This window comes from Spirillospora sp. NPDC048911 (assembly GCF_043198015.1).
In the GTDB taxonomy this organism is placed as follows: domain Bacteria; phylum Actinomycetota; class Actinomycetes; order Streptosporangiales; family Streptosporangiaceae; genus Spirillospora.
This window is the reverse complement of the sequence record NZ_JBICUD010000005.1, coordinates 41,489-64,771: the sequence shown is the minus strand read 5'-3', so window position 1 is coordinate 64,771 and position 23,283 is coordinate 41,489. Positions and strand designations below refer to the sequence as shown.

Annotated in this window: 25 protein-coding genes; 13 read left to right on the top strand and 12 right to left on the bottom strand. The window is 71.2% G+C overall.

The genetic code is table 11. The features are described from left to right. Positions 1–29: 29 nt before the first annotated feature. Entirely contained in the window at positions 30–656 is a 627-nt protein-coding gene (locus tag ACGFNU_RS23080) for a TetR family transcriptional regulator (protein ID WP_392596656.1), read from the top strand. On the opposite strand, the gene ACGFNU_RS23075 is transcribed toward ACGFNU_RS23080, so the two are convergent. The 5 genes from ACGFNU_RS23075 to nucS form a co-directional block, all read right to left on the bottom strand. Beyond that, the gene (locus ACGFNU_RS23075) at positions 653–1,864 is read right to left on the bottom strand and encodes a sensor histidine kinase (protein WP_392596654.1); all 1,212 of its coding nucleotides are present in this window, start codon (positions 1,862–1,864) and stop codon (positions 653–655) included. The two genes, ACGFNU_RS23080 and ACGFNU_RS23075, sit on opposite strands and share 4 nt — an antisense overlap. A 9-nt stretch (positions 1,865–1,873) precedes the next feature. Continuing rightward, entirely contained in the window at positions 1,874–2,692 is an 819-nt protein-coding gene (locus ACGFNU_RS23070) for a site-2 protease family protein (protein WP_392596652.1), read from the bottom strand. 69 nt (positions 2,693–2,761) lie between these two features. Beyond that, complete coding sequence (locus tag ACGFNU_RS23065; RefSeq protein ID WP_392596650.1) at positions 2,762–3,346, bottom strand: TetR/AcrR family transcriptional regulator; 585 nt, start codon at positions 3,344–3,346, stop codon at positions 2,762–2,764. A 47-nt stretch (positions 3,347–3,393) separates the two neighbouring features. Continuing rightward, the gene (locus tag ACGFNU_RS23060; protein WP_392596648.1) at positions 3,394–3,792 is read right to left on the bottom strand and encodes a DUF3224 domain-containing protein; all 399 of its coding nucleotides are present in this window, start codon (positions 3,790–3,792) and stop codon (positions 3,394–3,396) included. 37 nt (positions 3,793–3,829) lie between these two features. After that, on the bottom strand, positions 3,830–4,510 hold the full coding sequence (nucS, locus tag ACGFNU_RS23055) for an endonuclease NucS (protein ID WP_392596647.1): 681 nt from the start codon (positions 4,508–4,510) through the stop codon (positions 3,830–3,832). A gap of 69 nt (positions 4,511–4,579) precedes the next feature. Here nucS and ACGFNU_RS23050 point away from each other — a divergent pair, with 69 nt between their 5' ends. From ACGFNU_RS23050 to ACGFNU_RS23040, 3 genes are all read left to right on the top strand, one after another. Beyond that, positions 4,580–5,080, top strand: a complete 501-nt coding sequence (locus ACGFNU_RS23050; protein WP_392596645.1) for a GNAT family N-acetyltransferase — start codon at positions 4,580–4,582, stop codon at positions 5,078–5,080. 91 nt (positions 5,081–5,171) lie between these two features. Continuing rightward, a complete protein-coding gene (gene mmuM, locus ACGFNU_RS23045; protein WP_392596643.1) occupies positions 5,172–6,092 on the top strand; it encodes a homocysteine S-methyltransferase in 921 nt (306 codons plus the stop codon). A gap of 91 nt (positions 6,093–6,183) precedes the next feature. Continuing rightward, on the top strand, positions 6,184–6,570 hold the full coding sequence (locus ACGFNU_RS23040) for an SCO5389 family protein (protein WP_392596641.1): 387 nt from the start codon (positions 6,184–6,186) through the stop codon (positions 6,568–6,570). Positions 6,571–6,637: 67 nt separating this feature from the next. Here ACGFNU_RS23040 and ACGFNU_RS23035 read toward each other — a convergent pair whose 3' ends face one another. Next, positions 6,638–7,630 carry an LLM class flavin-dependent oxidoreductase gene (locus ACGFNU_RS23035; RefSeq protein ID WP_392596639.1) on the bottom strand — a complete coding sequence of 331 codons (993 nt, stop codon included), beginning with the start codon at positions 7,628–7,630 and terminating at the stop codon, positions 6,638–6,640. Positions 7,631–7,707: 77 nt separating this feature from the next. On the opposite strand from ACGFNU_RS23035, the gene ACGFNU_RS23030 reads away from it, so the two are divergent. The 5 genes from ACGFNU_RS23030 (at position 7,708) to ACGFNU_RS23010 (ending at position 12,385) form a co-directional block, all read left to right on the top strand. Beyond that, positions 7,708–9,381: a 3-hydroxyacyl-CoA dehydrogenase family protein gene (locus ACGFNU_RS23030; RefSeq protein ID WP_392596637.1), complete on the top strand. Its 1,674-nt coding sequence runs from the start codon at positions 7,708–7,710 to the stop codon at positions 9,379–9,381. 35 nt (positions 9,382–9,416) lie between these two features. Then, entirely contained in the window at positions 9,417–9,737 is a 321-nt protein-coding gene (locus tag ACGFNU_RS23025; RefSeq protein WP_392596635.1) for an ATP/GTP-binding protein, read from the top strand. Between the two features lie 38 nt (positions 9,738–9,775). Then, complete coding sequence (locus ACGFNU_RS23020) at positions 9,776–10,498, top strand: alpha/beta hydrolase (protein WP_392596634.1); 723 nt, start codon at positions 9,776–9,778, stop codon at positions 10,496–10,498. Positions 10,499–10,617: 119 nt separating this feature from the next. Then, a complete protein-coding gene (locus ACGFNU_RS23015) occupies positions 10,618–11,409 on the top strand; it encodes an alpha/beta fold hydrolase (protein WP_392596632.1) in 792 nt (263 codons plus the stop codon). 79 nt (positions 11,410–11,488) lie between these two features. Then, a complete protein-coding gene (locus ACGFNU_RS23010; protein ID WP_392596630.1) occupies positions 11,489–12,385 on the top strand; it encodes a hypothetical protein in 897 nt (298 codons plus the stop codon). Positions 12,386–12,443: 58 nt separating this feature from the next. Here ACGFNU_RS23010 and ACGFNU_RS23005 read toward each other — a convergent pair whose 3' ends face one another. The 3 genes from ACGFNU_RS23005 to mce form a co-directional block, all read right to left on the bottom strand. After that, positions 12,444–13,985 (bottom strand): AI-2E family transporter, encoded by a 1,542-nt coding sequence (locus ACGFNU_RS23005; protein ID WP_392596628.1) that lies wholly within the window; start codon positions 13,983–13,985, stop codon positions 12,444–12,446. Positions 13,986–14,164: 179 nt separating this feature from the next. Further along, positions 14,165–15,517 (bottom strand): DivIVA domain-containing protein, encoded by a 1,353-nt coding sequence (locus ACGFNU_RS23000; protein ID WP_392596626.1) that lies wholly within the window; start codon positions 15,515–15,517, stop codon positions 14,165–14,167. Positions 15,518–15,891: 374 nt separating this feature from the next. Continuing rightward, positions 15,892–16,314 (bottom strand): methylmalonyl-CoA epimerase, encoded by a 423-nt coding sequence (gene mce / locus ACGFNU_RS22995; protein WP_392596624.1) that lies wholly within the window; start codon positions 16,312–16,314, stop codon positions 15,892–15,894. A 94-nt stretch (positions 16,315–16,408) separates the two neighbouring features. Here mce and ACGFNU_RS22990 point away from each other — a divergent pair, with 94 nt between their 5' ends. Beyond that, entirely contained in the window at positions 16,409–17,596 is a 1,188-nt protein-coding gene (locus ACGFNU_RS22990; RefSeq protein WP_392596622.1) for an acetyl-CoA C-acetyltransferase, read from the top strand. Positions 17,597–17,604: 8 nt separating this feature from the next. Here the strand turns inward: ACGFNU_RS22990 and ACGFNU_RS22985 are convergent, their stop codons facing one another. Then, positions 17,605–18,342 (bottom strand): DUF4230 domain-containing protein, encoded by a 738-nt coding sequence (locus ACGFNU_RS22985; protein ID WP_392596620.1) that lies wholly within the window; start codon positions 18,340–18,342, stop codon positions 17,605–17,607. A 106-nt stretch (positions 18,343–18,448) separates the two neighbouring features. Here ACGFNU_RS22985 and ACGFNU_RS22980 point away from each other — a divergent pair, with 106 nt between their 5' ends. After that, on the top strand, positions 18,449–18,766 hold the full coding sequence (locus ACGFNU_RS22980; protein WP_392596618.1) for a DUF3817 domain-containing protein: 318 nt from the start codon (positions 18,449–18,451) through the stop codon (positions 18,764–18,766). A gap of 85 nt (positions 18,767–18,851) precedes the next feature. Here the strand turns inward: ACGFNU_RS22980 and ACGFNU_RS22975 are convergent, their stop codons facing one another. Both ACGFNU_RS22975 and ACGFNU_RS22970 read right to left on the bottom strand, forming a co-directional pair. Further along, positions 18,852–20,096: a hypothetical protein gene (locus ACGFNU_RS22975; RefSeq protein ID WP_392596616.1), complete on the bottom strand. Its 1,245-nt coding sequence runs from the start codon at positions 20,094–20,096 to the stop codon at positions 18,852–18,854. After that, positions 20,089–20,901, bottom strand: a complete 813-nt coding sequence (locus ACGFNU_RS22970) for an ATP-binding cassette domain-containing protein (protein ID WP_392596614.1) — start codon at positions 20,899–20,901, stop codon at positions 20,089–20,091. The genes ACGFNU_RS22975 and ACGFNU_RS22970 overlap by 8 nt, the downstream gene beginning before the upstream one ends. A gap of 421 nt (positions 20,902–21,322) precedes the next feature. Here ACGFNU_RS22970 and ACGFNU_RS22965 point away from each other — a divergent pair, with 421 nt between their 5' ends. Then, a complete protein-coding gene (locus ACGFNU_RS22965; RefSeq protein ID WP_392596612.1) occupies positions 21,323–22,270 on the top strand; it encodes a tetratricopeptide repeat protein in 948 nt (315 codons plus the stop codon). Positions 22,271–22,579: 309 nt separating this feature from the next. After that, the gene (locus ACGFNU_RS22960; RefSeq protein WP_392596611.1) at positions 22,580–23,245 is read left to right on the top strand and encodes an AAA family ATPase; all 666 of its coding nucleotides are present in this window, start codon (positions 22,580–22,582) and stop codon (positions 23,243–23,245) included. Positions 23,246–23,283 lie beyond the last annotated feature (38 nt).

Sequence of the window (23,283 nt, the reverse complement as noted above, 5' to 3'; positions counted from 1 at the left end):
CAATTCACCCACCCGGCTACGATGGCGCCATGAAGGAGACGACGAGGCGCCCGCGACGCGCGCCCGAGCCGGGGGAACGCAAGCTGGACGCCGAGCGCTCCCGCAGGCTGCTGCTCGACGCGGCGCTGGACGAGTTCTCCGCCAAGGGGTACGCGGGGGCCCGGGTCCAGGACATCGCCGACCGGGCCGGGGTCAACAAGCAGCTGATCAACTACTACTTCGGCGGCAAGGAGGGCCTCTACAACGAGCTGGGCCGGCGGTGGCTGGAGGAGGAGGCCGAGTTCAACGCGGCCGGGCTGCCGCTGGAGGAGCTGGTGATGCGCTATCTCCGTCCGACGATGGACGATCCGCGCAGCTCCCGGCTCCAGGCCTGGCGGAGTCTGACCGAGGACCCCGCCGACATCCCCGACCTGGACCGCGAGGACCTCTCCGACCTGGAACGCCGGCAGCAGGCGGGCGAGCTGGCCGAGGAGCTCGATCCGGCCACCGTCATGCTGGTCCTCCATGCGGCGGTCTCCGCGCCGGCCGTGATGGGGCTCACCGTCCGCCGGATCTTCGGGGTCGACCCCGAGTCGCCCGAGTTCAAAGAACGTTACGCCGAGCAGCTCCGGCGGATCATCCGCCGCCTGGCGGCCGACCCCGCACCCGGACCCTAGGCGGGGAGTTCGACGGTGACCGTCGTACCGCCGTCCTCGCCGCCACCGGTGATCGTCACCGTGCCGTCGTGGCGCGCGGCCCTGCGGCGCAACCCGACCAGGCCGAAGTGCTCACCCGTCGCCGCGTCGGGCTCGGCGGCCGTCCCGGCGGAGAGCCCGCCGCCGTCGTCGGTGACCGTCAGCCGCACCGACGCGTCCTCGTAGGCCAGCCGCACGGTCACCGAGGTCGCGGCCGCGTGCTTGCGCACGTTCGTCAGGGCCTCCTGCGCGGCGCGCAGCAGCACGACGTCGACGTCCGGCGGGAGGGTGCGCGGTTCCCCGGCGAGCTCGTACGCCGCGGCGACGCCCGTCTGGTCGCCGAACGTCGAGGTCAGGCTGCGCAGGGCCTCGGCGACCGGGGCGGCGTCGAGCGCCACCGGAGGCCGCGCCGCGATCAGCGCCCGCGCCTCGGCGAGGTTGTCGCGCGCCGTCCGGATCGCGGGCTCGAAGATCGTCTCCCGGTGCGGGTCGTCCACGTCGAGCCGCCGCTCGGCGGCTTGCAGCAGCATCAGGATCGTGAGGAAGCCCTGCGCGAGCGTGTCATGGATCTCCGCGGCGAGCCGGTCCCGTTCGGCGGCGACCCCGGCGGCGTGCGACAGCCGCGCCACCTCGGCCTGGCTGGCCTCCAGCCGTTCGATCAGATCGGCCCGGTCCCGGCTCTGCGCGATGATCCGTTCGATCCAGTATCCGACGAACAGCGCGAACGCGGTGGTGAGGGCGCCCGTCGCGACGAGGCCCGGCACCATCTCGGCCGAGTCGTGCCGGTCGGCCAGGACCGCGGCCAGCGGGAGCAGGTTGACGACGATCACGGCGACGACGGCCTGCCGGAGCGGCAGCAACTGGAAGCAGTGCGGGACGAACGCGAACGCCGCGAACCAGACCCCGTTCACCAGGACCGCGGCCGTGCCATAGAGACCCAGCATCAGGGCGATGTAGACGTATCCGGTGGTCGTTCCCTCGATCCCGGCCTGGATCGGCTTCCGGGCGACCAGCAGGTAGAGCGGGAGGATCGCCGCCAGCAGCCCGGCCGACCACCATCGTTCGGCGCCGCCGGGCGTCCCGAACACCACCAGCACGATCGTCGCGGCCAGCACGACGACGGTGTAACCGTCCCAGACGAGCTGGAGCCGCTCCCACACATGCCGGGTGTCCGGCTGAGAGCGGGTCACCTCGTCACCTCAGCCGCGCCAGAACTGGAACAGGTAGTGGCCCAGCTGGATGGGGATCTGGTCGAACTCCAGCGACACCCGGAACGGGAACTCGCCCAGCCCGAGCGCGTCGGTGACGTGATAGATCACGTCGAAGAACGCCTCGTTGATCGGCCCGATCCAGAGCAGCGCGATCAGGCCCAGGAAGACGTAGCCGCCGTAGGCGTTGGCCTGGTCGACCCAGCGCCGCGGCAGGTACGGCTCGATGATCCCGAACCCGTCCAGGCCGGGGATCGGCAGCAGGTTGAGGATCGCCGCGGTCACCTGGAGGAACGCCAGGAAGGCCAGCGCCGACCAGAACACCCCGTGGCCCTTGTCGGCGAAGTTCTTGAAGACGACCGCCAGCATGATCGCGAACAGCACGTTCGACAGCGGCCCCGCGGCCGAGATCAGGCTGTGCCTGATCCTGCCCGGGATCACGTGCCGGTCGATCCAGACCGCGCCGCCCGGCAGGCCGATGCCGCCGAGCAGAATGAACAGCACCGGGATCAGGAAGCTCAGCGTGACGTCGGCGTACTTGGTCGGGTTGAGCGTCAGGTAGCCCTTCGTGGCCACGCTGTGGTCGCCCGACCGGTACGCCAGGTAGGCGTGGCCGAACTCGTGCACGCACAAGGTCAGCACCCAGGCGGCGATGACGAAGCCGAACACCGACAACCGCGCCGGGCGGTCCATGATGTTGCCGTACCGCCACGCCATCAGCCCGAACAGGACCGTGGCCGCCACGATCGCGAGGAACACCGGGCTCGGGGAGACCGCGGAGCGCCCCCGCATCTGGTGTACCGATCCCATGCTGGTCCCTCTCGTTCAGCCGCGTACTTGCTGGATCATGACGCTACCGGCTGCGCGGTATGGCCCGTATCAAGGTCCCACGATGACGGGGACCACGTACGTCCGGAGGAAGCGGCGGGTGTCCTCGGCCGGCCGGTCGCGATCCATGACGATCAGCGAGGTGATGATCCGGAAGAGGAACTCGACCGTGCCCTCCACCTCGATGTCCGGCCGCAGCCGCTGCTCGCGCTGGGCCAGGTCGAAGTAGGGACGTACATAGTCGCAGCAGAGGCTCAGCACGTGCTCGGCCGCGCCGGCCACCACGGCCTGCATGTGCCCCGCGGCCTCCGGGACGAGGAACTGCGCGACGGTCGGCTGGCCGCGGACGAACGCGACCGCGTCCATGGTGCCGTCGACGATCGCGTCCGGCACCGATGTCTCGTGCCGCAGCCGGTCGCCCAGCCCGTCCAGGAACCGGCCGAGATCCCGCAGCACCACGGCGAGGATGAGCTCGTCGCGGCCGCCGGTGACACTCCGGTAGACGGTCGCCCGCGACAGCCCGGCCGCGGCGGCGATGTCCTCGACCGTGGTCTTGGCCACGCCGAAGCGGCCGAAGCACTCCTCGGCCGCGTCGATGATCCGCTCGCGCGTGGTGTCCGTGGTCGCCGGGGGCATGCCTGAAGGCTATCCGGCGGCCCGGCTCAGTCCAGCGCGGAGCCCGTTCAGTCCAGCGTGTAGTCGAGGGTCCAGGAGTGGGCGCCGTCCGGGGCGACCTCGATGGTGCCCCGGCCCTGGATGCCGGCGAGCTCGCCGGTGCCCGACGTCGCCACGATCTCCCAGCGCAGCCACTGGCCGTCCGCGCCGCCGCCCGCGCTGTGCTGGAGGACGAACGTGCCCTCGCGGCCGTGCAGGATCGCACGCACGGTCTCCAGCCCGACGTACGCGGCGGGGCCGGCCTGCGTCTCCACGGTCAGGAGCTCGGCCGTGCTGGTGCCCACCATGTCGCCGTGGAAGGTCTTGCCGACCTGTACGCGGGACAGCTTGGTGCCGTTCTCCTCTTCGTACGGCTTCTCCGCGTCCCAGGCGTCGATATCGAACGTGCCACCGGCGTGAAAACTCATGAACGTCATTTTGCCGGACGGGCGGCGGGCGATGGGATCAGAAAAGGGTGCCCTCGTGCTCGATTCCGCGCAGCGCGTCGTAGTCGAGGGTCACGCAGTCGATCCCGCGGTCGGTCGCCAGCACCCGCGCCTGCGGCTTGATCTCCTGCGCGGCGAAGATGCCCCGGACCGGCGCCAGATGCGGGTCGCGGTTGAGCAGCTCCAGATAGCGCGTCAGCTGCTCGACGCCGTCGATCTCGCCCCGCCGCTTGATCTCGACCGCGACGGTGGCGCTGCCCGCGTCCCGGCACAGGATGTCGACCGGGCCGATCGCCGTCGGGTACTCCCGCCGGATCAGCGTCCAGCCGTCGCCCAGCGTGGTGATGTGCTCGGCGAGCAGCTCCTGGAGATGCGCTTCGACGCCGTCCTTCTGCAGGCCCGGGTCGAGCCCCAGCTCGTGGCTGGAGTCGTGCTGGATCTCCTCGATGGTGAGGATGAGCCGTTCGCCCGACTTGGTGTGGGTGACGGTCCAGCGCGCGATCGCGCCGTTCTCCTCGTACGGCTCCTCGCGGAGCGAGCACGGCGGGTTCATCCAGTTGAGGGGCTTGAAGGCACGGTCGTCGGCGTGGATGCTCACGCTTCCGTCCGCCTTGATCAGGATCAGTCTGAGCGCCATCGGCAGATGGGCGGTCAGCTTTCCGGCATAGTCCACACTGCAGCGGGCGATTACGAGACGCACGGTGCACCACCATAGTGAGCCCGCGGGCGTCGTGCCGCCCACCCGCCGGACTCCGCCACAATGATCGGCGTGACCGAGATCCGTACCGCGCGCCGCTCGGACGACCGGGTGCTGGCCGACCTCGACCGCCGTACCTGGTCGCCGCTCCACGCCGTGCTGCCCGAACCTCCCGAGGGCAAGCCGTTCTTCGACGTCGCGCATCCGCCGGAGCAGCATCTGGTCGCCGAACTCGGCGTCCGGGTGGTCGGCTATATCCGGCTCGTCCAGCCGGTTCCCGAGCCGTGCGGCGCCCATGTGCGGCAGATCCAGGGTCTCGCCGTCGACACGGCCGCACGCGGCGCGGGCGTCGGCCGGGCGCTGATCGAGGCGGCGTGCGCGGAGGCCGCGCGCCAGGGTGCCCGGCGCATCACGCTCCGTGTCCTCGGCTGGAACTCCGAGGCCCAGCGGCTCTACGAGCGGGCCGGCTTCAAGATCGAAGGTGTGCTGCGCGAGGAGTTCTACCTCGACGGCCAGTACGTGGACGACGTCCTCATGGCCCGCTCGCTCAGCCGCCCCGCGGCTCCCGCATAGCGGGCGCGACCCGCCTGAACTGCGGCATCGTCGCCGAAGCTCTCGCCGACGCGGTCTCGTTCCACGCGAAAGTCCTCGTAGGATCTCCAGGATGAGCGGGACATCGCTGGAGGCGGCCGTCGGCCGAGGGGCCGTCGTGCTCGACGGAGGGCTCGCGACCCAGCTGGAGGCCCAGGGGCACGACCTGTCCGACCAGCTGTGGTCCGCTCGCCTCCTCGACGACGCGCCCGAGGCGATCGTCGATGCTCATCTCGCCTTTTTCCGGGCGGGAGCCCAGGTGGCGACCACGGCCAGCTACCAGGCCACCTTCGAGGGGTTCGCCGCTCACGGATATACCGCCGAGCAGACCGCCGGGCTTCTGCGCCGCAGCGTCACGCTGGCCGCGACCGCACGCGAGCGCCGGCACGCCGAGGGGGACGGGCGCCCGCTGTGGATCGCCGCCTCGGTCGGCCCGTACGGTGCGATGCTGGCCGACGGGTCGGAGTACCGCGGCCGTTACGGGCGGTCGGTGGCCGAGCTGACCCGCTTCCACCGGCCACGCCTGGAGGTGCTGGCCGAGGCGGGCGCGGACGTCTTCGCGCTGGAGACCGTGCCCGACCTCGACGAGGCCACGGCCCTCATGGCGGCGATCGACGGACTGGGCAAGCCCGCCTGGTTGTCCTACACGATCGAGGGCGACCGCACCCGGGCGGGCCAGCCCCTCGACGAGGCGTTCTCCGTGGCCAGGGGCGTCGACGAGATCATCGCGGTGGGCGTCAACTGCAGCGCCCCTGCCGATCTCACCGGCGCGATACGGCTCGCCCACGACATCACCCGCAAGCCAGTGATCGTCTACCCCAACAGCGGCGAGGGCTGGGACCCGGCGGCCCGATCCTGGACCGGCACGTCCGAGTCCACCTTCGCGCCCGACCGGCTCCATGCCTGGCTGTCGGCCGGAGCCCGGCTGGTGGGTGGCTGCTGCCGCGTGGGGCCCGCCGACATCGCCGCCCTCACCGGCCTGCTCCCTCGCTGAGACCCGCGAGTTGTCAAGCCTGGAAATTGTCGCAAACCGGACTAACGTCACGAGTGGTAGGTGTTCGTCACAGCTCGTGAAAGGAACACGCATGTCCCTTGACGTGACTCCGGAACTCCTCGAGACGGCCCAGCGGGGCGAGATCGACGATGCGGCCTTCGTCGACTGCATCCGTACCTCCCTCCCGTACGCCTGGGAGATGATCAGCGGCCTGGTCGCCCGGTTGCAGGTGGACGGCGGCGACTTCGCCGACAACCAGACGCCGCCGCCGGACGAGCGGGCGCGCGGCCAGTTGCTGAGGGTGCTGGCGAGCGACTCCATGCGCGGCACCCTGGAGCGCTACTACGGGGTGAAGCTGGCCTTCCAGAACTGCCACCGGGTCGCGGTCTTCCCCACGGGCGACTCCGACGCCTACCGGCGGTTCGTCACCCCGCGGGAGCAGATCCTCAACCAGTCGCCGGAGCTTCGCGACTGCTGACCGTGCCGGGCCGGAGGGCGGGACGCCGCCCTCCGGCCGCTCGATCTCGTCACCGCCGGGAGGCGGCTTACCGCCCGGAGGCGGCGGCCCGGACTCGGGGAATGACCTCGCTTCCCAGGCGGGCGATGTTGTCGAGGGTGGCCGTGCGCGAGCCGGCCGCCTCGACGTGCAGGATCATGTGCCGGATGCTCGTGCGCTCCGCCGTGGCCAGGAGCGCCTCCACGCAGTCGTCGGGGGAACCGATCGGGTGCTGGAGATCACAGAGGTGGCGGGCGTAGGCGACGGGGTCACGCCGGGCGCGGGGGCGGTCGTCCACCGCGACGTATCCGTCCAGGCCCGGGCCGAGCCAGCGGGGCATCTCGCGCAGGAGCGTCTCGACGGCCTCGGCCCGCGAGTCGCAGACCTGGGCGAGGTGAGTGGAGATGTGCGGGGCGGGTTTGCCGTGGCGGGCCACGGCCGCCGCCTTGTCGGTGTTGCCGACGTGCATGCCCAGGAGCATGGGGAGATCGCGTGCGGCGGCCAGCGCCTCGGTCGCGGGCGAGGTGCAGGCCACCGTGACCGGGGGAGGGGTGGACGTGCGCGGGACGACCGGGACCTCACGGAATTCGAAGTGCTCACCCGACCAGCCGAGACGGTCGGAACGCAGCCAGGCGAGCAAGAGATCCAGGGATTCCGCGAACCCCTTCTCGTAGCGGGACAGGCCGGTGCCGAAGACCTCCAGTTCCAGCCAGGGGCCGCCCCGGCCCACGCCGAGATGGAACCGGCCGCCGGAGACCAGGCTCAGGAGGGCCGCCTGCTCGGCGAGCGCGACCGGGTGCCGGCTGGAGAGGACGCTGACGGCCGTTCCGATGTGGACGCGGCTCGTCCGGCCGAGGAGGAGGCCGGCGAGGGTCGGTGCCGAGGGGCAGACGCCGTACGGCATGAAGTGGTGTTCGGCGATCCACACGTCGTCGAAACCGGCCCGTTCGGCGGCGAGGGCGGCCTCGACCGTGCGGGACAGGGCGTCGGCGTCGGCCTGGCCGGGGTAGCGGGTCGCGAGAAGGAAGATTCCGAAGCGCACATGATCGAGGTACCCGCGCCGGCTGCTCGCGGTACCCGCGCATGGGCGCCCCTGACGGCTCTGGAACACTGCCTGGCATGAGTGGTGGTTCGTTCAGCAGGGTCGGAGTCGTCGGACTGGGCACGATGGGGGCGGGCATCGCCGAAGTCCTCTCGCGTGGTGGCCTGGCCGTCGTCGGCATCGAGATCAACCAGGAGGCCCTCGACCGGGGCCGCGGCAATCTGGAGACCTCGACGGGACGCGCGGTGAAGCGCGGCAAGCTCACCGAGGAGGCGCGGCGCGAGATCCTCGGCCGGATCACGCTGTCGACGGACTTCGCCGACCTCGGCGAGTGCGATCTGGTCATCGAGGCGGTGCCGGAGCGGCTGGAGCTCAAGCGGCGCGTGTTCGAGCAGCTCGACCGCGTCTGCCGGGCCGACGCGGTGCTGGCGACCAACACCTCGTCGCTGTCGGTCACCGGCATCGCGGTCACCACCAACCGGCCCGCCAAGATCGTCGGAGTGCACTTCTTCAACCCGGCGCCCGTCATGAGGCTGGTCGAGGTCATCGGCACCGTCCTCACCGAGGACGGCGCCGTCACCCGGGTGGCCGAGCTGGTGCGGGGACTCGGCAAGACGCCGGTCACCATCGGCGACCGGGCCGGCTTCGTCGCCAACCGGCTGCTCTTCGGCTACCTCAACCAGGCCGCGACCATGCTGGAGTCGGGGCACGCGACGCGCGACGACATCGACGCCGCCATGAAGACCGGCGGCGGCCTGCCGATGGGCCCGTTCACGCTGATGGACCTCATCGGGCTGGACACCTGCCTGGAGGTCCTGGAGGCGATCTACCGGGAGTCGCGCGACCGGCGGCACGCGCCCGCCCCGGTGCTGCGCGAGCTGGTCACGGCCGGATTGCTCGGCCGCAAGACGGGCCGCGGCTTCTACTCCCACGACAAGACCGCCCCGGCCGCCGAGACGGCTCCCGCGGCCGAGGCGCCGCAGCCGGTCGTGGGCGTCGCGGGCTCCGGCGCGCTCGCCGTCGCGATCGTCGCCGCCGTCGCGCGGGCGGGCAGCGAGGTCCGGTACGTGGCGGGCGACACGGACCAGGAGCAGGCGGCGCGTGCCGAGCTGGCGAAGGCCCTGGACGCGGACGCGCTGGCGCGGGTGCGCGGTGGGTCCGAGCCGTCGGAGCTCGCCGACTGCGAACTGATCATCGAGGCCGCCGCCGGGGACACCTCGGCCAAGCGGACGCTCCTCGCGGCGATCGACGGCATCGCCGCCCCGGGCGCGGTGCTGGCGACCACGGCCCCGGCGGTGCCGGTGATCGAGCTGGCCATGGCGACCGGCCGGCCCGGTGACGTGGTCGCGCTGCACCTTCCCGAGGCCGGAAGCGCGCTCGTGGAGATCGTCGCGACGGCCGTGACCGCGCCGGGCGTCACGGACAAGGCGGCGGCACTGGCCGGAAGGCTCGGCCTGACGGCGGTGCGCTGCCGTGACCGAGCCGGGTTCATCGTGGACGCGCTGCGCTTCCCCTACCTCAACGACGCCGCGACGATGCTGGAGGCGGGGTATGCCGACGCCGACTCCATCGACGCCGCGATGACGCTGGGCTGCGGCTACCCGACCGGCCCGATCGCCGACCTGGACCGGCTCGGCCTCGACCGGGCCGTCGCCGTGCTGCGCTCCCTCTACGCCGAGAGCCGCGAGCCCGCCCTGGCGCCCGCGCCGCTGCTGGAGGAGTACGTCACCGCCGGCCGCGCCCTGCGCTGAGCCAGGACGTCCGGATCGCCAATATCCTGGTCGTCATGAGCCCGCGTAAGAACCGCCGCCCCGCCCCCGGCCCCAAGCCGGCGGCGGGCGGCGGTTCCTACTGGGACCAGAGCACCGAGGAGGGGGCGGACGGCGACTGGATCGTCCGCACGATCGCCGGGGCCAACGCGGCCAAGGCGTACCGCTGCCCGGGCTGCGATCAGGAGATCCCGGCCGGGGTGGGGCACCTGGTGGTGTGGCCCGCCGACGAGCGCGGCGGCGCGGACGACCGGCGGCACTGGCACCGCCCCTGCTGGAACGCCCGCGACCGCCGGGCCCCCAGGATCCAGCGGTCGCGCAACGCGCCCCGCTACTGACACCCGGCACGCTTACCGACACCGAGGAGACCAGGCGCATGGCGGAGATCAGGGCTGCGACGGTGCTGCCCGCCCGGCGGGAGGAGATCATCCTCCACACGTCCGACGGGCTGGAGCTGGTGGGAGAGCTGGCGCTGCCTCCCGAGCGGCCGCCGGTGGCGACCCTGCTCTGCCTGCACCCCCTGCCCACGGCCGAGGGCATGATGGACAGCCACGTCCTGCGCAAGGCCTCGTACCGGCTGCCCGCTCTGGCGGACGTGGCGGTGCTGCGGTTCAACACCCGGGGCACCGCCTCCGCGCGGGGGACGAGCCAGGGCGAGTTCGGCGAGGGCGAGGCCGAGCGGCACGACGTCGCGGCGGCGATCGAGTACGCGGAGTTCCACGACCTGCCGCACCCGTGGCTGCTCGGCTGGTCGTTCGGGACGGAGCTGGCGCTCAAGTGGGGCCGCGATCCGCTCGTCGAGGGCGCGATCCTGCTCTCGCCGCCGCTCCACCGGGCGAAGGACGCGGAGCTGGACGCGTGGGGCGCCGACGGGCGGCCCGTGGTGGCGCTGGTGCCGGAGTTCGACGACTACCTCCGGCCGGCCGAGGCGCGGGAACGTTTCAAGCGGATCCCGCAGGCGGAGGTCGTCGGGGTGGAAGGCGCGAAACACCTGTGGGTCGGGGAGCCCTATGTGCGCACTGTGCTCAACGAGATCGTGAAGCGGGTCGCCCCGCGGGCCTTCCCGCTTCCCACCGAATGGGATGAATCGGACAACTAAACCGGGACGGCCGATCACGGCCACTCCTCTCCGGTAATCGCCCCAACGGGGTGACGATTGCGTAGCCGCCGTGTCCACGGCGGCTTTCGGGCCTCGGCCCCGGAGAGGACTACGCCACCATGACCGTGCAGCTCTACGCCAGGGATGTGGGTTCCGGCACGCCGCTCGTACTGCTGCACGCCTTCCCGCTGTCCTCGGCGATGTGGCTCAACCAGCGCGAGGGGCTGGCCGCCCGGTTCCGCGTGGTCACCCCGGACATGCGCGGGTTCGGCGGGTCGGTGCTGGGCGCCGAGGAGCCGTCGATCGACGAGATGGCCGATGACGTGGGCCGGTTGTTCCGGCGCCTGGGCATCGCGCGGGCGGTGGTCGGCGGTCTGTCGATGGGCGGGTACGTGGCGATGGCGCTGTGCCGCCGCCATCCCGACCTGGTCATGGGGCTGGTGCTGGCCGACACCCGGGCCGGCGAGGACACCGCGGAGATCCGGGCCACCCGCCTCGCGCAGGCGGAGCGCCTGGAGGCCGAGGGCACCGTGCGGGTGCTGCTCGACGACGTGCTCCCGCATCTGGTCGGGCCGACGACGTTCCGGCAACGCGCGCTGGTGTACGGGCGCGTCCGCGGTCTCGTCCAGGCCACCCCGGCCCGCGCGGCCGCGTGGGCGCAGCGCGCGATGGCCGCGCGCGGCGAGAGCTTCGAGACGTTGCGCACACTCAAGGTGCCCGCGCTCGTCGTCGTCGGCGCCGAGGACACGCTGGCCACCGAGGAGGACGCGCGCGCCATGGTGGACACGATCCCGAACGCGGAACTGCTGGTCATCCCGCGTGCCGGGCATCTCTGCCCGGTCGAGCAGCCCGATCTCTTCAACCAGGCCGTCGCCGAGTTCACCGCCGCGATCGCCCGCATGACGAGCTGAGCGGCGAGATCTCGTGTGACTCCTGGTTCAGGACATGTCTGGTAGGACTCTTAAGGCACGTTCTGAACCAGGAGGCTCAATGAACACACACATAAAGGGCCGCCGCGGCGTCGTCGCGGTCGCCACGCTGGCCGCTGCGGGCATCGCCGTCCCGGTCGTCGTCACCCAGGCCGGCGGCGGCCCCGCCACCGCCGAGCAGCGCACCGCCGCCCCGGTGGCGGCCGTCGCCAAGGCGCCCGCGTACGTCGAGTACCACGCCAAGTCGAAGGCCTACCACCTGGCGACCGGCAAGAAGCTGGCTGGCAAGGGCTACCGGCCGATCTCGCTGAACGTCTCGAACGCCGCCAGCCCCAAGTACGCGGCGGTGTGGGTGAAGCGGTCGGGTCCGGCGTTCACCCAGCTCGTCGGCCAGAAGCGCGCCGCGTTCCAGAAGTCCTTCGACGGGCTGCGCAAGAAGGGCTACCAGCCGATCACCATCACGGCGACCGGCTCGGGCGCCGCGGGCGTCTACTCGGGGATCTTCGAGAAGAAGAAGGGCACTTTCTTCTCCTGGGGTGACCTGACGGCCGCCAAGCTGGCGCAGCACAACAAGTACGCGCAGAGCAAGGGCTTCATCCCGATCTCGATCGACGCGTACGGCACCGCGAAGGCCCCCCGTTTCCTCGCCGTGTGGGTGGCCAACCCGCGCAAGGTGAAGTGGAGCGTCTCGCTCAACAAGAGCTTCGCGGCGCACGACAAGCTCTTCAAGGCGCAGGTCAAGAAGGGCTGGCGCCCGTCGTTCGTGGCGGTCGGCAGCGGCTACACCGCCATCTGGCGCAACGACAAGATCGGCCCCTGGGTCGAGCAGACCGGCATGACCTCGGCGCTCCTCACCACGCGGCTGAAGCAGGCCAAGGCCAAGGGCTACTACCCGATCCAGATCGCCGGCGGCGGCACGGGCGCGTCCTCGCGCTACGCCGCCATCTGGCGCAAGTAAGAACCGCCACTAGCAGGAACGTGCCCCGGTGCCCCGCCGGGAGACCCGCGACCTCCGGTCACATGGTCTCCTGGCGGGGCACCACCACTTCCCGGATGATCAGTGCGATCGACGCGGCGGTCGGGATCGCCAGGAGCGCCCCGACGACGCCCAGCAGCGCGCCGCCGATGAGCGCCGCCACGACGGTCACCGCGGGCTGGACGTCCACCGTGCGCTTCATGACGCGCGGGTAGACGAGGTAGTTCTCCACCTGCTGGTAGATCACATAGAAGATGATGCAGACGATCCCGTCGGTCATCGTCCCGGTGAGGAACGCGACCAGGACCACGATCGCCGCGCCGATGGTGGCGCCGATCAGCGGGATGAGGTCGGTCACCGCGACGATCAGCGCCAGCGCGAGCGCGTACTTGATGCCGAGGATCGACAGGAAGATGTAGCTGGTCAGGCCCGCGATGAACGCGATCGTGAACTGCCCCGCGACGTAGCCGCCGATCCGGTCGAGGATCTCGTCGCCCAGCAGCGCCACCCGGGCTCTTCGTGAGCGGGGCGCGAGCCGGTAGAAGAACGTCTTGATCTGCGGCAGCGAGCTCAGGAAGTAGAGCGTCAGGATCAGGATCGTCAGCGTCTGGAAGATCCCGTTGACCGCGACCTTGCCGATGCCGGTGGCCCACGAGGTGAGCTTGTCCTGGAAGCCGTTGCTGTTGACGGTCTTCTCGGCGCGCTCCAACAGTCCGTAGCGCTTGTCCCACTCAGCGAGACGGTCGTTCTCCTGGAGTTGCTTCACGTACTGGGGGATGTTCTCCCGCAGCTCGGTGGTCTGCTCGGACACCGGCTGGACCAGCGAGGCGACGAAGCCCGCGAAGAACAGGATGACCCCGAGGAAGACCATGGCGACCGCGACCCCGCGGGGCATGCCGACCTTCCGGAGGCGTTCGACGGCGGGATTGAGGCCGACCGCGAGGAACATCGCCACGATGATCATCACCAGCACCGACTTGGCGTTCAGCGCGGCGTTGAACAGCTGCCAGGCCGTGATGACGCCGAGCGCGGCGACGAACCCGAAGATGAACGGATGGGCCCGGCCCAGCGGCTCGCCGGGCCGGCCGAACGGGAACCGGTGATCGACGCCCGCCTCGATCTTGCGCTGCTCGACGTCGTGCGCGGGGTCGGGGATCGGCTCGGCGGTCGTGTCGATCGTGGTCTTCTCGACCACGGTCCGCTCGATCGTGGCGGGGACGCGCTCCTGCCCGCCGCCCGTCTCCGTTCCCGCGTCCGTTCCCGCGTCCGTTCCCGCGTCCGTTCCCGCGTCCGTTCCCGCGTCCGTTCCCGCGTCCGGCTCTCGCTGCTCGTCGCCGGCGCGGACGCCGCCGCCCGGAACGCCGTCGCGCGGGCCGTCGTCGGCGGCAGGGGAGGGCCGGGGCACCTTCCCGCCCGCGTCCTCGCCCGCGGAACCCGCGGAATTCGTGGAATCCGCAGAGCCGCTCGCGGAACCCGCAGAACCCGCAGAACCCGCGGAATCCGCCGCGCCGCCCGCAGACGTGGACGTGCTGTCGTCGTCAGGTGTCGACGACCTGTCCTTGCGGGGGGTCTCCTCGGCCACGCCGTACTCCTTTTCCGTTCCCTGCCCGTCGCGGCCGGCCGTGTCGTGGGGTCGGCCCGCCCGCATCCGGTTCAGATGACGAAAAGCCTAGAGGTAGTTGCCTACCTCTAGGCTTTCCGATTCGTACGGATTGAGTCAGATCGTGGTGGTCCGGCCCACACGGCCGGTGGCCGGTGCCGCTACTCCTGCCACCAGTCTTCGTCGTCCTCGTTCTTCTTGGCCTGCGCGTTCTGGCCGCCCTTGGCGGGCCCGGGCTTGGCGGCCGCTGCGGCCGCCGGTGCCGGCTTGGCCTGCTGTGCCTGGCCGCCGCCCTGCGGCTGCGCCGGCGCGGCGGGCTTGGCCTCCAGCGCGGGCTTCTCCGCGGTGGGCAGCTCCTCGACGGCGGGCATCGTCGGCTGCATGCCACCGATCAGCTGGCGCAGCTGGTTGAGGTGGCTGGTGATGCTGTCGCGCTGGCGGGTGAGCTCGTCCACCTGGCGCTGCGCGGAGGTGCGGACGCGGTCGGCCTCGGCCTTGGTCTCGGCGAGCAGCTGCTCGGCCTGGGCCTTGGCCTCGGCGATGACCTGGTCGCTGTTCTTGCGCGCGTTGGCCATGAGCTGCTTGGCGTGCGAGTCGGCCTCGCGCCGGGTCTGCTCGGCCTGCTGGGTCGCCTTGGCGGCCCGCTGCTCGGCGGACGCGGCGCGCTGCTCGGCCTCGGCCACGAGCTTCTGCGTGGCGGCCTGCGCCGCGGCGTGCCGTTCGGCGTCCTGCCGGTCGGCCTCCTCGCGGCGGGCGGCCAGCTGGATCTCGAACTCGGCCTCGGCCTGGGCGCGCTGGGCCTCGCTCTCCTCCAGGATGCGCTGGGCCTGCGCGCGCATCTCGTCGGCCTGCCGCTTGGCGGTGGTGAGGATCTCGTCGCGCTCGCGCTTGGTGGACGCCCGGAGCTGGGCGACCTCGCGCTCGGTCGTGGTGCGCAGCTTGGCGATCTCGCGCTCGGCGGCGGCGCGCTTCTCGGCGACCTCGTGGTCGGCGGTGGCGCGCAGCTTGGCGACCTCGCGCTCGGTCGTGGAGGTCAGCTCGTCCGACTCACGCCGGGCCGAGGTGCGCACCTCCTCGGCCTCGCGTTCGGCGGCGTTGCGCATGTCGTCGCCCTCGCGCTGGGCGTTGGCGCGCAGCTCGGACGAGTCGTTCTCGGCGGTGGCGCGGAGCTCGGCGGCGTCGACCTTGGCGGCCGCCTTGATCTCGTTGGCCTCCGAGCGCGCCGCCTGGACGAGCTCGGTGGCCTGCTCCTCGGCGAGCCGCAGCAGCTGCTCGATACGGGCGCCCAACCCGGAATAGGTGGGGCGTTCCTGTTCTTGGAGCTGCCGATGGGCGTCCGACAGCTCGCGCTGCAGCGCCTGGGTCGACTCGCGGGTCTGCCGGACCTCGTTGTCGAGCTGCTTGATGTGCTCGTCGACCTGGTGCCGGTCGTAGCCGCGTAGCACCACGTCGAACTCGCGCGGGGGCGTGTCTTCAAAGAAGTTGCTGAGCTGGGCGTCGATGTCGGACTGCATGTGGCTCAATCCTGATGTGACGGGGCTGCGGTTGGTTCCGGGGACCGGTTGATCGCCTGGCTTGTACGGGCGCGCGGCCCCAGACCTCTTCCGGCGAATGAAGCGTACTCCGGCCGCTGCCGTGTTGGGGGCTCATCTTGACGCACTGCGTGTTTTGTCGCTTTTGCGGATCAGCTCCGCGACATCCCAGGTACGCGGGTGTGTCGCCCGCAAAACCACCATTCGCGCAGGAACGGCTACAGAGCGGCGGGTGCGGGACGCGCGAAACGGGGGTGTGATTTCAAACACGTCACAATCTGCGAGATTCCACGAAGATCCCCCGTTTACAAGATCACCAGGCGACCTGGGGGATCTCGCAGGCCGTCACAGCCCCCTTACGGCTTCTCGACGAGCTCCGTCAACACGCCATGGCAGTCCTTCGGGTGCAGGAAGGTGATCCGGGAGCCCATCGAACCCCGCCGCGGCTCCTCGTACAGCACCCGCACGCCCTTGCCGGCGATGCCGTCCGCCTCGTCCTGGACGTCGCCGTCGGTGCCGAACGCGACGTGGTGCACGCCCTCGCCGTTCTTGGCCAGCCACTTGGCGACCGTCGAGTCGTCCCGGATCGGGGTGAGCAGCTGGATGTAGCTGGCCGCGCCGTCCCCCGTCTCGTTGATCTTGAGCATGGCCTCGCGCACGCCCTGCTCCTCGTTCACCTCGTAGTGCACGTCGGTGAAGCCGTAGGTCTCCCGGTAGAACTCCACGGTCGCCTCCAGGTCGTGGCAGGCGATGCCGATGTGGTCGATGCGCGTCAGCATGGTGGTCTTCCCGTCGAGGCGGTGGAATGGGGTTCGGCTCGTCCTGGGTATCGTGACAAACGTCGCCGCCGGACCCATGTGGAGGCCCCCTCTTATGAGCACGAACCCGTCCGTGATCGTCGCCGGAGCCCGTACGCCGATCGGCCGCCTGCTCGGCTCGCTCAAGGACTTCCCGGCCGCCGACCTCGGTGCCCACGCCATCCGGCACGCGCTGGGGCGCGCGGGGATCGCCGGCGACCAGGTCGAGTACGTGATCATGGGGCAGGTGCTCCAGGCCGGCGCCGGGCAGATCCCGTCCCGCCAGGCCGCGGTCAAGGCCGGCATCCCGATGAGCGTCCCGTCGATCACCATCAACAAGGTCTGCCTGTCGGGCCTGGACGCGATCGCGCTCGCCGACCAGCTGATCCGCGCGGGCGAGTTCGACATCGTCGTGGCGGGCGGCATGGAGTCGATGACCCAGGCGCCGCACCTGCTGCCCAAGTCGCGCGGCGGCTACAAGTACGGCTCGGTCGAGGTCCTCGACCACATGGCCCTCGACGCGCTGACCGACGCCTTCGAGGGCGACTCGATGGGCGGGTCCACCGAGCGTCACAACGCCAGGCTCGGCATCTCCCGCGAGGACCAGGACGAGTTCTCGGCCCGCTCCCACCAGCGCGCCGCCGAGGCGATCAAGAACGGCGTCCTCGCGGACGAGATCGCCCCCGTCGAGATCCCGCAGCGCAAGGGCGACCCGATCGTCTTCGACACCGACGAGGGCGTCCGCGGCGACACCACCGCCGAGTCGCTCGCCAGGCTGCGGCCCGCGTTCGCCAAGGACGGCACGATCACCGCCGGCTCGTCCTCGCAGATCTCCGACGGCGCCGCCGCGGTCGTCGTGATGTCCAAGCGCAAGGCCGAGGAGCTCGGCCTCACCTGGCTGGCCGAGATCGGCGCGCACGGCAACGTCGCGGGCCCTGACAACTCCCTCCAGTCACAGCCGTCCAACGCGATCAAGCACGCCCTCGGCAAGGCGGGCCTCGGCGTGGACGATCTGGACCTCATCGAGATCAACGAGGCGTTCGCGTCGGTCGGGCTCCAGTCGATGAAGGACCTCGGCGTCGGCCCGGACAAGATCAACGTCAACGGCGGCGCGATCGCGCTCGGCCACCCGGTCGGCATGTCCGGCGCCCGGATCGTCCTGCACCTGGCATACGAGCTGAAGCGCCGCGGCGGCGGCGTCGGTGCCGCCGGCCTCTGCGGCGGCGGAGGCCAGGGAGATGCCCTGATCCTCCGCGTGCCGTAGAAGGGGTGTCACTGGGTGGCGGGTTCCACCTTGACGGTCTTGAATCCCAGGGATTTGAGGAGCTGCTCCATCATCTGCTTGGTGTTCTGATCGGCGCGGGCGGGCAGGCCGCTCTCGTTGGCGGCGGTCTGGATCTTCTGGGCCGCCAGCACGTAGAGCTGCTGCTGGTTGTTGGGGTTGTTGCCGAAGAAGTCCCCGAAGCGGTTGATCAGGCCCCGCTGTGCGGAGAAGACATAGCTCTTCTGGGTGTCGAGGTTGGTCGGTTCGAGCTGCGCCTTCGGCAGCCGCACGGTCACGGCGGTGCGATCGGCGTTCACGGTGATCGCGCCGTCGGCGATCTTGCCGAAGTCGACGTAGGCGTCGACCGTGCCGTGCCCGACGAAGAGCGTCCGCGAGCCGCGCACCGCGCTCGGCAGGAACTTGGCGTCCTTCTCCAGGTCCACGATGACCTGGAAGTTGCCGCTGGCCGCCTCGTACCGGGACAGGTCGCGGATCGACTGCAGCAGCACCGGTCCGCTGCGGTCCTTGGGCTTCTCGTCGAACGGGTTGATCCAGTCGGGCAGCAACCGCAGCGTCTGCTGCGCGAGCAGCACCAGCGCGATGGTCGCGACGATCAGGAGGAGCGAGACACGCAGCCCGCCGCCACCGCGACGGGTCGCGGGCGCGGGGGCCGGGGCGGCCGGGGTCGGCTCGGGCTTGGTCTCTTTATCGGGGGCCTTTGCTGTTTCGCGTTCAGATCGGGCCATGTACGGGGCATTCCCGGCATCGACCCCTCCTCACCTTCCCTCGCGGTGCCGGTCGTGTCCGCGGACATGTGATCAGGGTCATGCCCCTGTCGGAAACCTCGCCGAGGTGACGGTACGTTGGTCGATCGTGGACACCGTGCGCATCTTCCGGTACGTCTCGATCGCCGAGGCGACCTCCTTCCTGGTCCTCCTGCTCTGCTCCGTGCTCAAGCGCACGTCGGAGTTCGAGGCGGGCGTGCAGATCATGGGGCCGATCCACGGGGTCCTGTTCATCGCGTTCGTGGCCCTGGTCTTCATGGTCCGCGGGCCGCTCGGCTGGGACGTCAAGCGCACGGTGCTCGCGCTGATCGCGTCCGTCCTCCCGGTCGCTCCCTACTTCGTGGAGCGCAACTGGACCAGGCAGCCGGTGGCTGCCGCGCAATAAGGCTTCTGCATGACCACGGCGGATCTGGGGGGTTCCGTCGTGGTCATGCAGGGGATACTCCCGGGCCCGCCACGTCCGGCCGTGCTCAGCGGAAGGCGCGCGCGGTGAGCGCGCAGCGGTGGTACGCGGCGAAGTTGGCCCGCAGCCAGGCGCGGCGGCGCTGCTCGGTCCAGCCGCCGAACGCGCGGGCGGCCCGCACGTCGGCGATGGCCGGCGGCTCGGTGCCCAGCAGCCAGGCGTCGACCATGGCCCGGTACTCCGCCGCCGGGCGCCGCTGGGCCGCGCAGGACCGCGCGTCCACCAGCCCGTCCCGGATCTCCTCGGCGACCCGCGCCTCGTAGCCGGGCGACAGATCGTCGAGATGGACGGCGGCGACGCCCCGCGCCACCCCGGCCGGCGCCGTTCCGGGCCGCTGCTCGATCCTCGTGAACGCGCCGGGCGTCCCGTTCACCCGGGCGGCCAGCGGCGTCGCGGCGGTCATCAGCGCGGGCAGCGCGTCGCGCAGCGCCGGATGCACGCAGATCGTGATCGGCCACTCGCGGCAGGACGCCTCGACCGCCACCGGGGCCACGGCGCGCCCGTCCGACGACTCCAGCCGCACGGTCGCCAGGGCCATCAGGGAGAGCGCCGCCAGCAGCGGCACGATCGTCCAGAACCGCCGGTTGAGCCACCACACGTACGCGAGGACCATCGCGGCGGTCAGCCCCGCCGACCAGAGCGCCTCATCGGCCAGCACCCGGGGGCGCAGCCCCATGAACAGCTCCACCTGGTTGAGCGCAGCCGGCGGCAGCAGGCTCCACCAGGAGGTGCTCGGCAGCCGCACGGCCGCCCAGAGGAACGTCGCCACGACCACCACGACGGCGGTCGCGAGGCGCGGCACGAGCCGGCCGGCCAGATAGCCGATGACCACGTGCATGACCAGCGTCGTCGCGCCCGCCAGGATCCCCACCGCATGCGCCTCGCCCGCCTGCTCGCGGAGCGCCGTGTGGACGGCGACCACGGCGGCGACCGCGCCGTAGGCGGCCAGCGCGGCCGCGGACAGCAGCACCATGTCCACCAGCGGCCCGGTCGCGGGGGATCGGGGAGTGAGATCGCGCAGGTAGTCGAGGCGGCGCTCGCGCACCGAGGCCCAGGCCGCCAGCCCGGCCGCCAGCGGACCGAGGATCAGCACCGTGTTGACCAGCGCGACCACCGAGTTGTCCCAGTAGGCGATGTCGGGCACCAGCGACAACCACGCCGTCACCACCCCGACGGCCGTGAGCGACGGCACCGCGACGAGCAGCGCCGTCCGGCGGGCCTCCACGCGGAGCACCCGCCCGAGATCAGACACCGGCTGTGTTTAATAGCTTTAGTGGCCTCGAGGTCTCGCCTGGCGGCTCAACCCCGAACCACGAAAGCGGCGACCGCGACATCGCTTCGCGATCTTCCCGGGGGGCATCGCCTTCGGCTGGCCCCCCACTCAGCGCCGCGCGCTCGCGGTGCGGGCCGGGCGTCGCGAATTCGGGGATCCGCGCTCCCACGGCAACCTCTGCCCGCCTTTCTGCGGGCCGTACGAGCGTTGGCCGGGCGGCGGGCTCGGACAGCCTGCCGCGGGCGAGTGTGAAGACGCGGTCGCACCATGTGCTGAGCGCCTGCGTCGTCGACGCCGACACCAGCACCGTCGGCGCCAGGGCGCCGATGAGGGGGACCAGTTCGCTCGCCTCGACGGCGTCCATCCCGTGCAGCGGATCGTCGAGCACCACCAGTTCCGGCTCGTGCACGCACGTCGCCGCCAGCCCGGCCCGCAGCCGGACGTCCGGTGGCACCAGGCTCATCTCGGTCGATTCGGATTCGAGGAGATCGAGCCGCTTCAATATCGAACGCGTCGCGTCGGAACGGACGCGCTTGTAATAGGCCGCATAGGAGACGAACTCCCCGACCGTCAGGTTGTCCGCCCGGGCGAAATTGCCCGGCAGGTACCCGATTCGGGCCCGTACCGTACGCAGGTCGGCGGAATTTCCGATGTCATATCCGAGAATCTCGAGCGCGCCGGCGTGCGGCCGACGCAATGTCGCGAACGTGGCAAGCAGGGTGGATTTACCGACGCCAGGTGGACCGGCCAGGCCGACCACGCCTTCGGAGACACCGAAGGCCACCGGGCGTAGGAGCCACCGCCCCCCGCGGCGGACACCCATCCCACGGGCCACGATCGCGGGATGCTCCGCGATCACTGTTACCCCCCATTGTTCGTCAAGCGTCATCCGGCCGGCGATGGACGAACGATGGTGACTTTCCCCGGTCACGCGGTGTTCGCCCCGGCTGTCCGATCACCCTTGTCCGGGCTCGGGACAGCACCCCCTTTTGCCGTCGCAGTACGCATCGACATCGCGACTATAACCACGCTTGGTGATCGCTGTCAGCGGTCTTTTTGCTAAGGCCCCGATCCTTTGCCCGCCCGGTGCGGAGCCGATTCGAGGGAATGTTCCGGGTCTGCCCGGAAGCGCCGCCGGACGGCTCGCGCTCCGCTGGGAGCGGACGGGAGTACGGTCGCGGCCCGGCATGAGGCAGGATGGAGCCATGTCGTCTCGGGACTTTTCGTTGTACGGAGCCGTCGATCTGGGAGCCCGCCAGGCTGCCGTGAAGAAGCAGCAGGAGCGCCAGGCCGCGGCGGCCTCTCCGGGCGCCCCGCCGGTCGGCGGCACCTCCGTCGTGGACGTCACCGACCAGACCTTCAACACCGAGGTTGTCGAACGGTCGCGCACCGTTCCGGTGCTGGTCGACTTCTGGGCCGAATGGTGCGGGCCGTGCAAGCAGTTGGGCCCCATCCTGGAGAAGCTCGCCACCGAGGCCGCGGGCAAGTGGGTGCTGGCCAAGGTCGACATCGACGCCAACCCGCAGCTCGGCGCCTACATGCAGCAGATGGGCATCCGCGGGATCCCGTTCGTGGCGGTCGTGGTGTCCGGGCAGCTCATGCCGTTCCTCAACGGCGCCGCGCCCGAGCCGCAGGTCCGGCAGGCGATCGACCAGCTCTTCGAGGCCCTGCGGCAGGAGGGCATCCTGCCCGACGCGCCCGAGGGCGAGGAGATCCCTGAGGCCCCGCCGCAGCCCGACGTCGACCCGGTGTACGGGGCCGCCGAGGAGGCGCTCAACAACGGCGACCTCGACGGCGCCGCCGCCGCGTTCCAGCGGATCCTCGACACCGACCCCCGCGACGAGTACGCCAAGACCGGCCTGGCCCGCATCGAGCTGGGCCGCCGCATCGGCGACATCGACGCGCAGAAGGCCATCGCCGAGGCGGACGCCGACCCGGCCGACGTGCCCGCCCAGACCCGCGCCGCCGACGTCGAGGTCGTCACGGGCCGGGTCGAGGCCGCCTTCGACCGGCTGATCGCCACGGTCCGCCGCACCGCCGGCGACGACCGCGACGCCGCCCGCAAGCACCTGCTCAAGCTCTTCGAGATCCTCCCGTCCGACGACCCCCGCATCAGCAAGGCCCGCCGAGCCCTCCAATCCGCCCTCTTCTGACGGACGACCCCACAACGCCTGCGGATCCCGGCGGGGCGTGCCGCCGGGACCCCCGCCAAGGCCGCGCCGCTCCGCCCACCGGTGGCTTGAGGCCGAGCCGCCGCCGCTCGGCCATTCCACCCATCAGGCCCAGCCCGCACGCGAACGCGCTAACGGGTCGTGAAGCCAGCCGAAGGCGAGGCTTCACGAGAGATCGCGAAGCGATGGCGCGTTCGCCCGCTTTTGCGGTTCGGCGGGTGAGTCGCTAGGCGAGGCCGACGAGGTCGTAAAAGCCAATAAAACGGGCATTAGTGGTGTGTGAGTGCACGGGTGGTGACGATTTCGGCGACTTTCGGCGCCGGGGGCGGGTCGATCGGGCCCGCGGTCGCGGAGCGGCTGGGGTTGCCGTTCGTCGATCGGGCGATCCCGGCCACGGTGGCGGCCGAGATCGGCTGCACGCTGGAGGAGGCGCTGGCGCACGACGATCGGGCCGAGAGCGGGATCGGCCGGATCCTGGCGGGTGCGGCGCGGCTGCCGAACGTCACGCTCGGCGGCATGGACGTCTACCTGCCCGACCGCACGATCCTGCCGGAGGAGGAGTTCGTCCTGCGCACCGAGCAGGTGATGACCAGGGCGGCGGAGGCGGGGGGCGGCGTGCTCCTGGGCCGGGCCGGCGCGGTGGTGCTCAAGGACCGGGCGGACGCCCTGCACGTACGGCTCGACGCGCCCAAGCAGCGGCGTCTCGTGCGGGCCCGGAGCGAGGTCCTGGCTTCGGCTGAACCTCCAAAGGCGGGGGGAACGGCCCGGAGCGGGACGTCCCAGCGCGATCTGGAGCGTATGCTCGATGACAATGACCGCGCCCGGGCGGCCTACGTGAAGCACTTCTACGGGGCCGATCCCGCCGATCCGCGGCTCTACCACCTCGTGATCGACAGCACGAGGCTTCCCGAGCCCGCCGTCGTGGACCTGATCACCGCCGCGGCCCGGTCGGTCTGAGCCGTCCGGAGAGGCCGGGCGGCGGCCCCCATACAGGT

Coding starts and splice junctions, on each gene's coding strand:
- ACGFNU_RS23060 (WP_392596648.1), bottom strand. CDS start 3,792: ATGAGTTTTCACGCCGGTGGCACGTTCGATATCGACGCCTGGGACGCG.
- ACGFNU_RS23080 (WP_392596656.1), top strand. CDS start 30: ATGAAGGAGACGACGAGGCGCCCGCGACGCGCGCCCGAGCCGGGGGAA.
- ACGFNU_RS23015 (WP_392596632.1), top strand. CDS start 10,618: ATGACCGTGCAGCTCTACGCCAGGGATGTGGGTTCCGGCACGCCGCTC.
- ACGFNU_RS23010 (WP_392596630.1), top strand. CDS start 11,489: ATGAACACACACATAAAGGGCCGCCGCGGCGTCGTCGCGGTCGCCACG.
- mce (WP_392596624.1), bottom strand. CDS start 16,314: ATGCTGACGCGCATCGACCACATCGGCATCGCCTGCCACGACCTGGAG.
- ACGFNU_RS23030 (WP_392596637.1), top strand. CDS start 7,708: ATGAGTGGTGGTTCGTTCAGCAGGGTCGGAGTCGTCGGACTGGGCACG.
- ACGFNU_RS22985 (WP_392596620.1), bottom strand. CDS start 18,342: ATGGCCCGATCTGAACGCGAAACAGCAAAGGCCCCCGATAAAGAGACC.
- ACGFNU_RS23025 (WP_392596635.1), top strand. CDS start 9,417: ATGAGCCCGCGTAAGAACCGCCGCCCCGCCCCCGGCCCCAAGCCGGCG.
- mmuM (WP_392596643.1), top strand. CDS start 5,172: ATGAGCGGGACATCGCTGGAGGCGGCCGTCGGCCGAGGGGCCGTCGTG.
- ACGFNU_RS23000 (WP_392596626.1), bottom strand. CDS start 15,517: ATGCAGTCCGACATCGACGCCCAGCTCAGCAACTTCTTTGAAGACACG.
- ACGFNU_RS23020 (WP_392596634.1), top strand. CDS start 9,776: ATGGCGGAGATCAGGGCTGCGACGGTGCTGCCCGCCCGGCGGGAGGAG.
- ACGFNU_RS23040 (WP_392596641.1), top strand. CDS start 6,184: ATGTCCCTTGACGTGACTCCGGAACTCCTCGAGACGGCCCAGCGGGGC.
- ACGFNU_RS22990 (WP_392596622.1), top strand. CDS start 16,409: ATGAGCACGAACCCGTCCGTGATCGTCGCCGGAGCCCGTACGCCGATC.
- ACGFNU_RS23065 (WP_392596650.1), bottom strand. CDS start 3,346: ATGCCCCCGGCGACCACGGACACCACGCGCGAGCGGATCATCGACGCG.
- ACGFNU_RS23070 (WP_392596652.1), bottom strand. CDS start 2,692: ATGGGATCGGTACACCAGATGCGGGGGCGCTCCGCGGTCTCCCCGAGC.
- ACGFNU_RS22965 (WP_392596612.1), top strand. CDS start 21,323: ATGTCGTCTCGGGACTTTTCGTTGTACGGAGCCGTCGATCTGGGAGCC.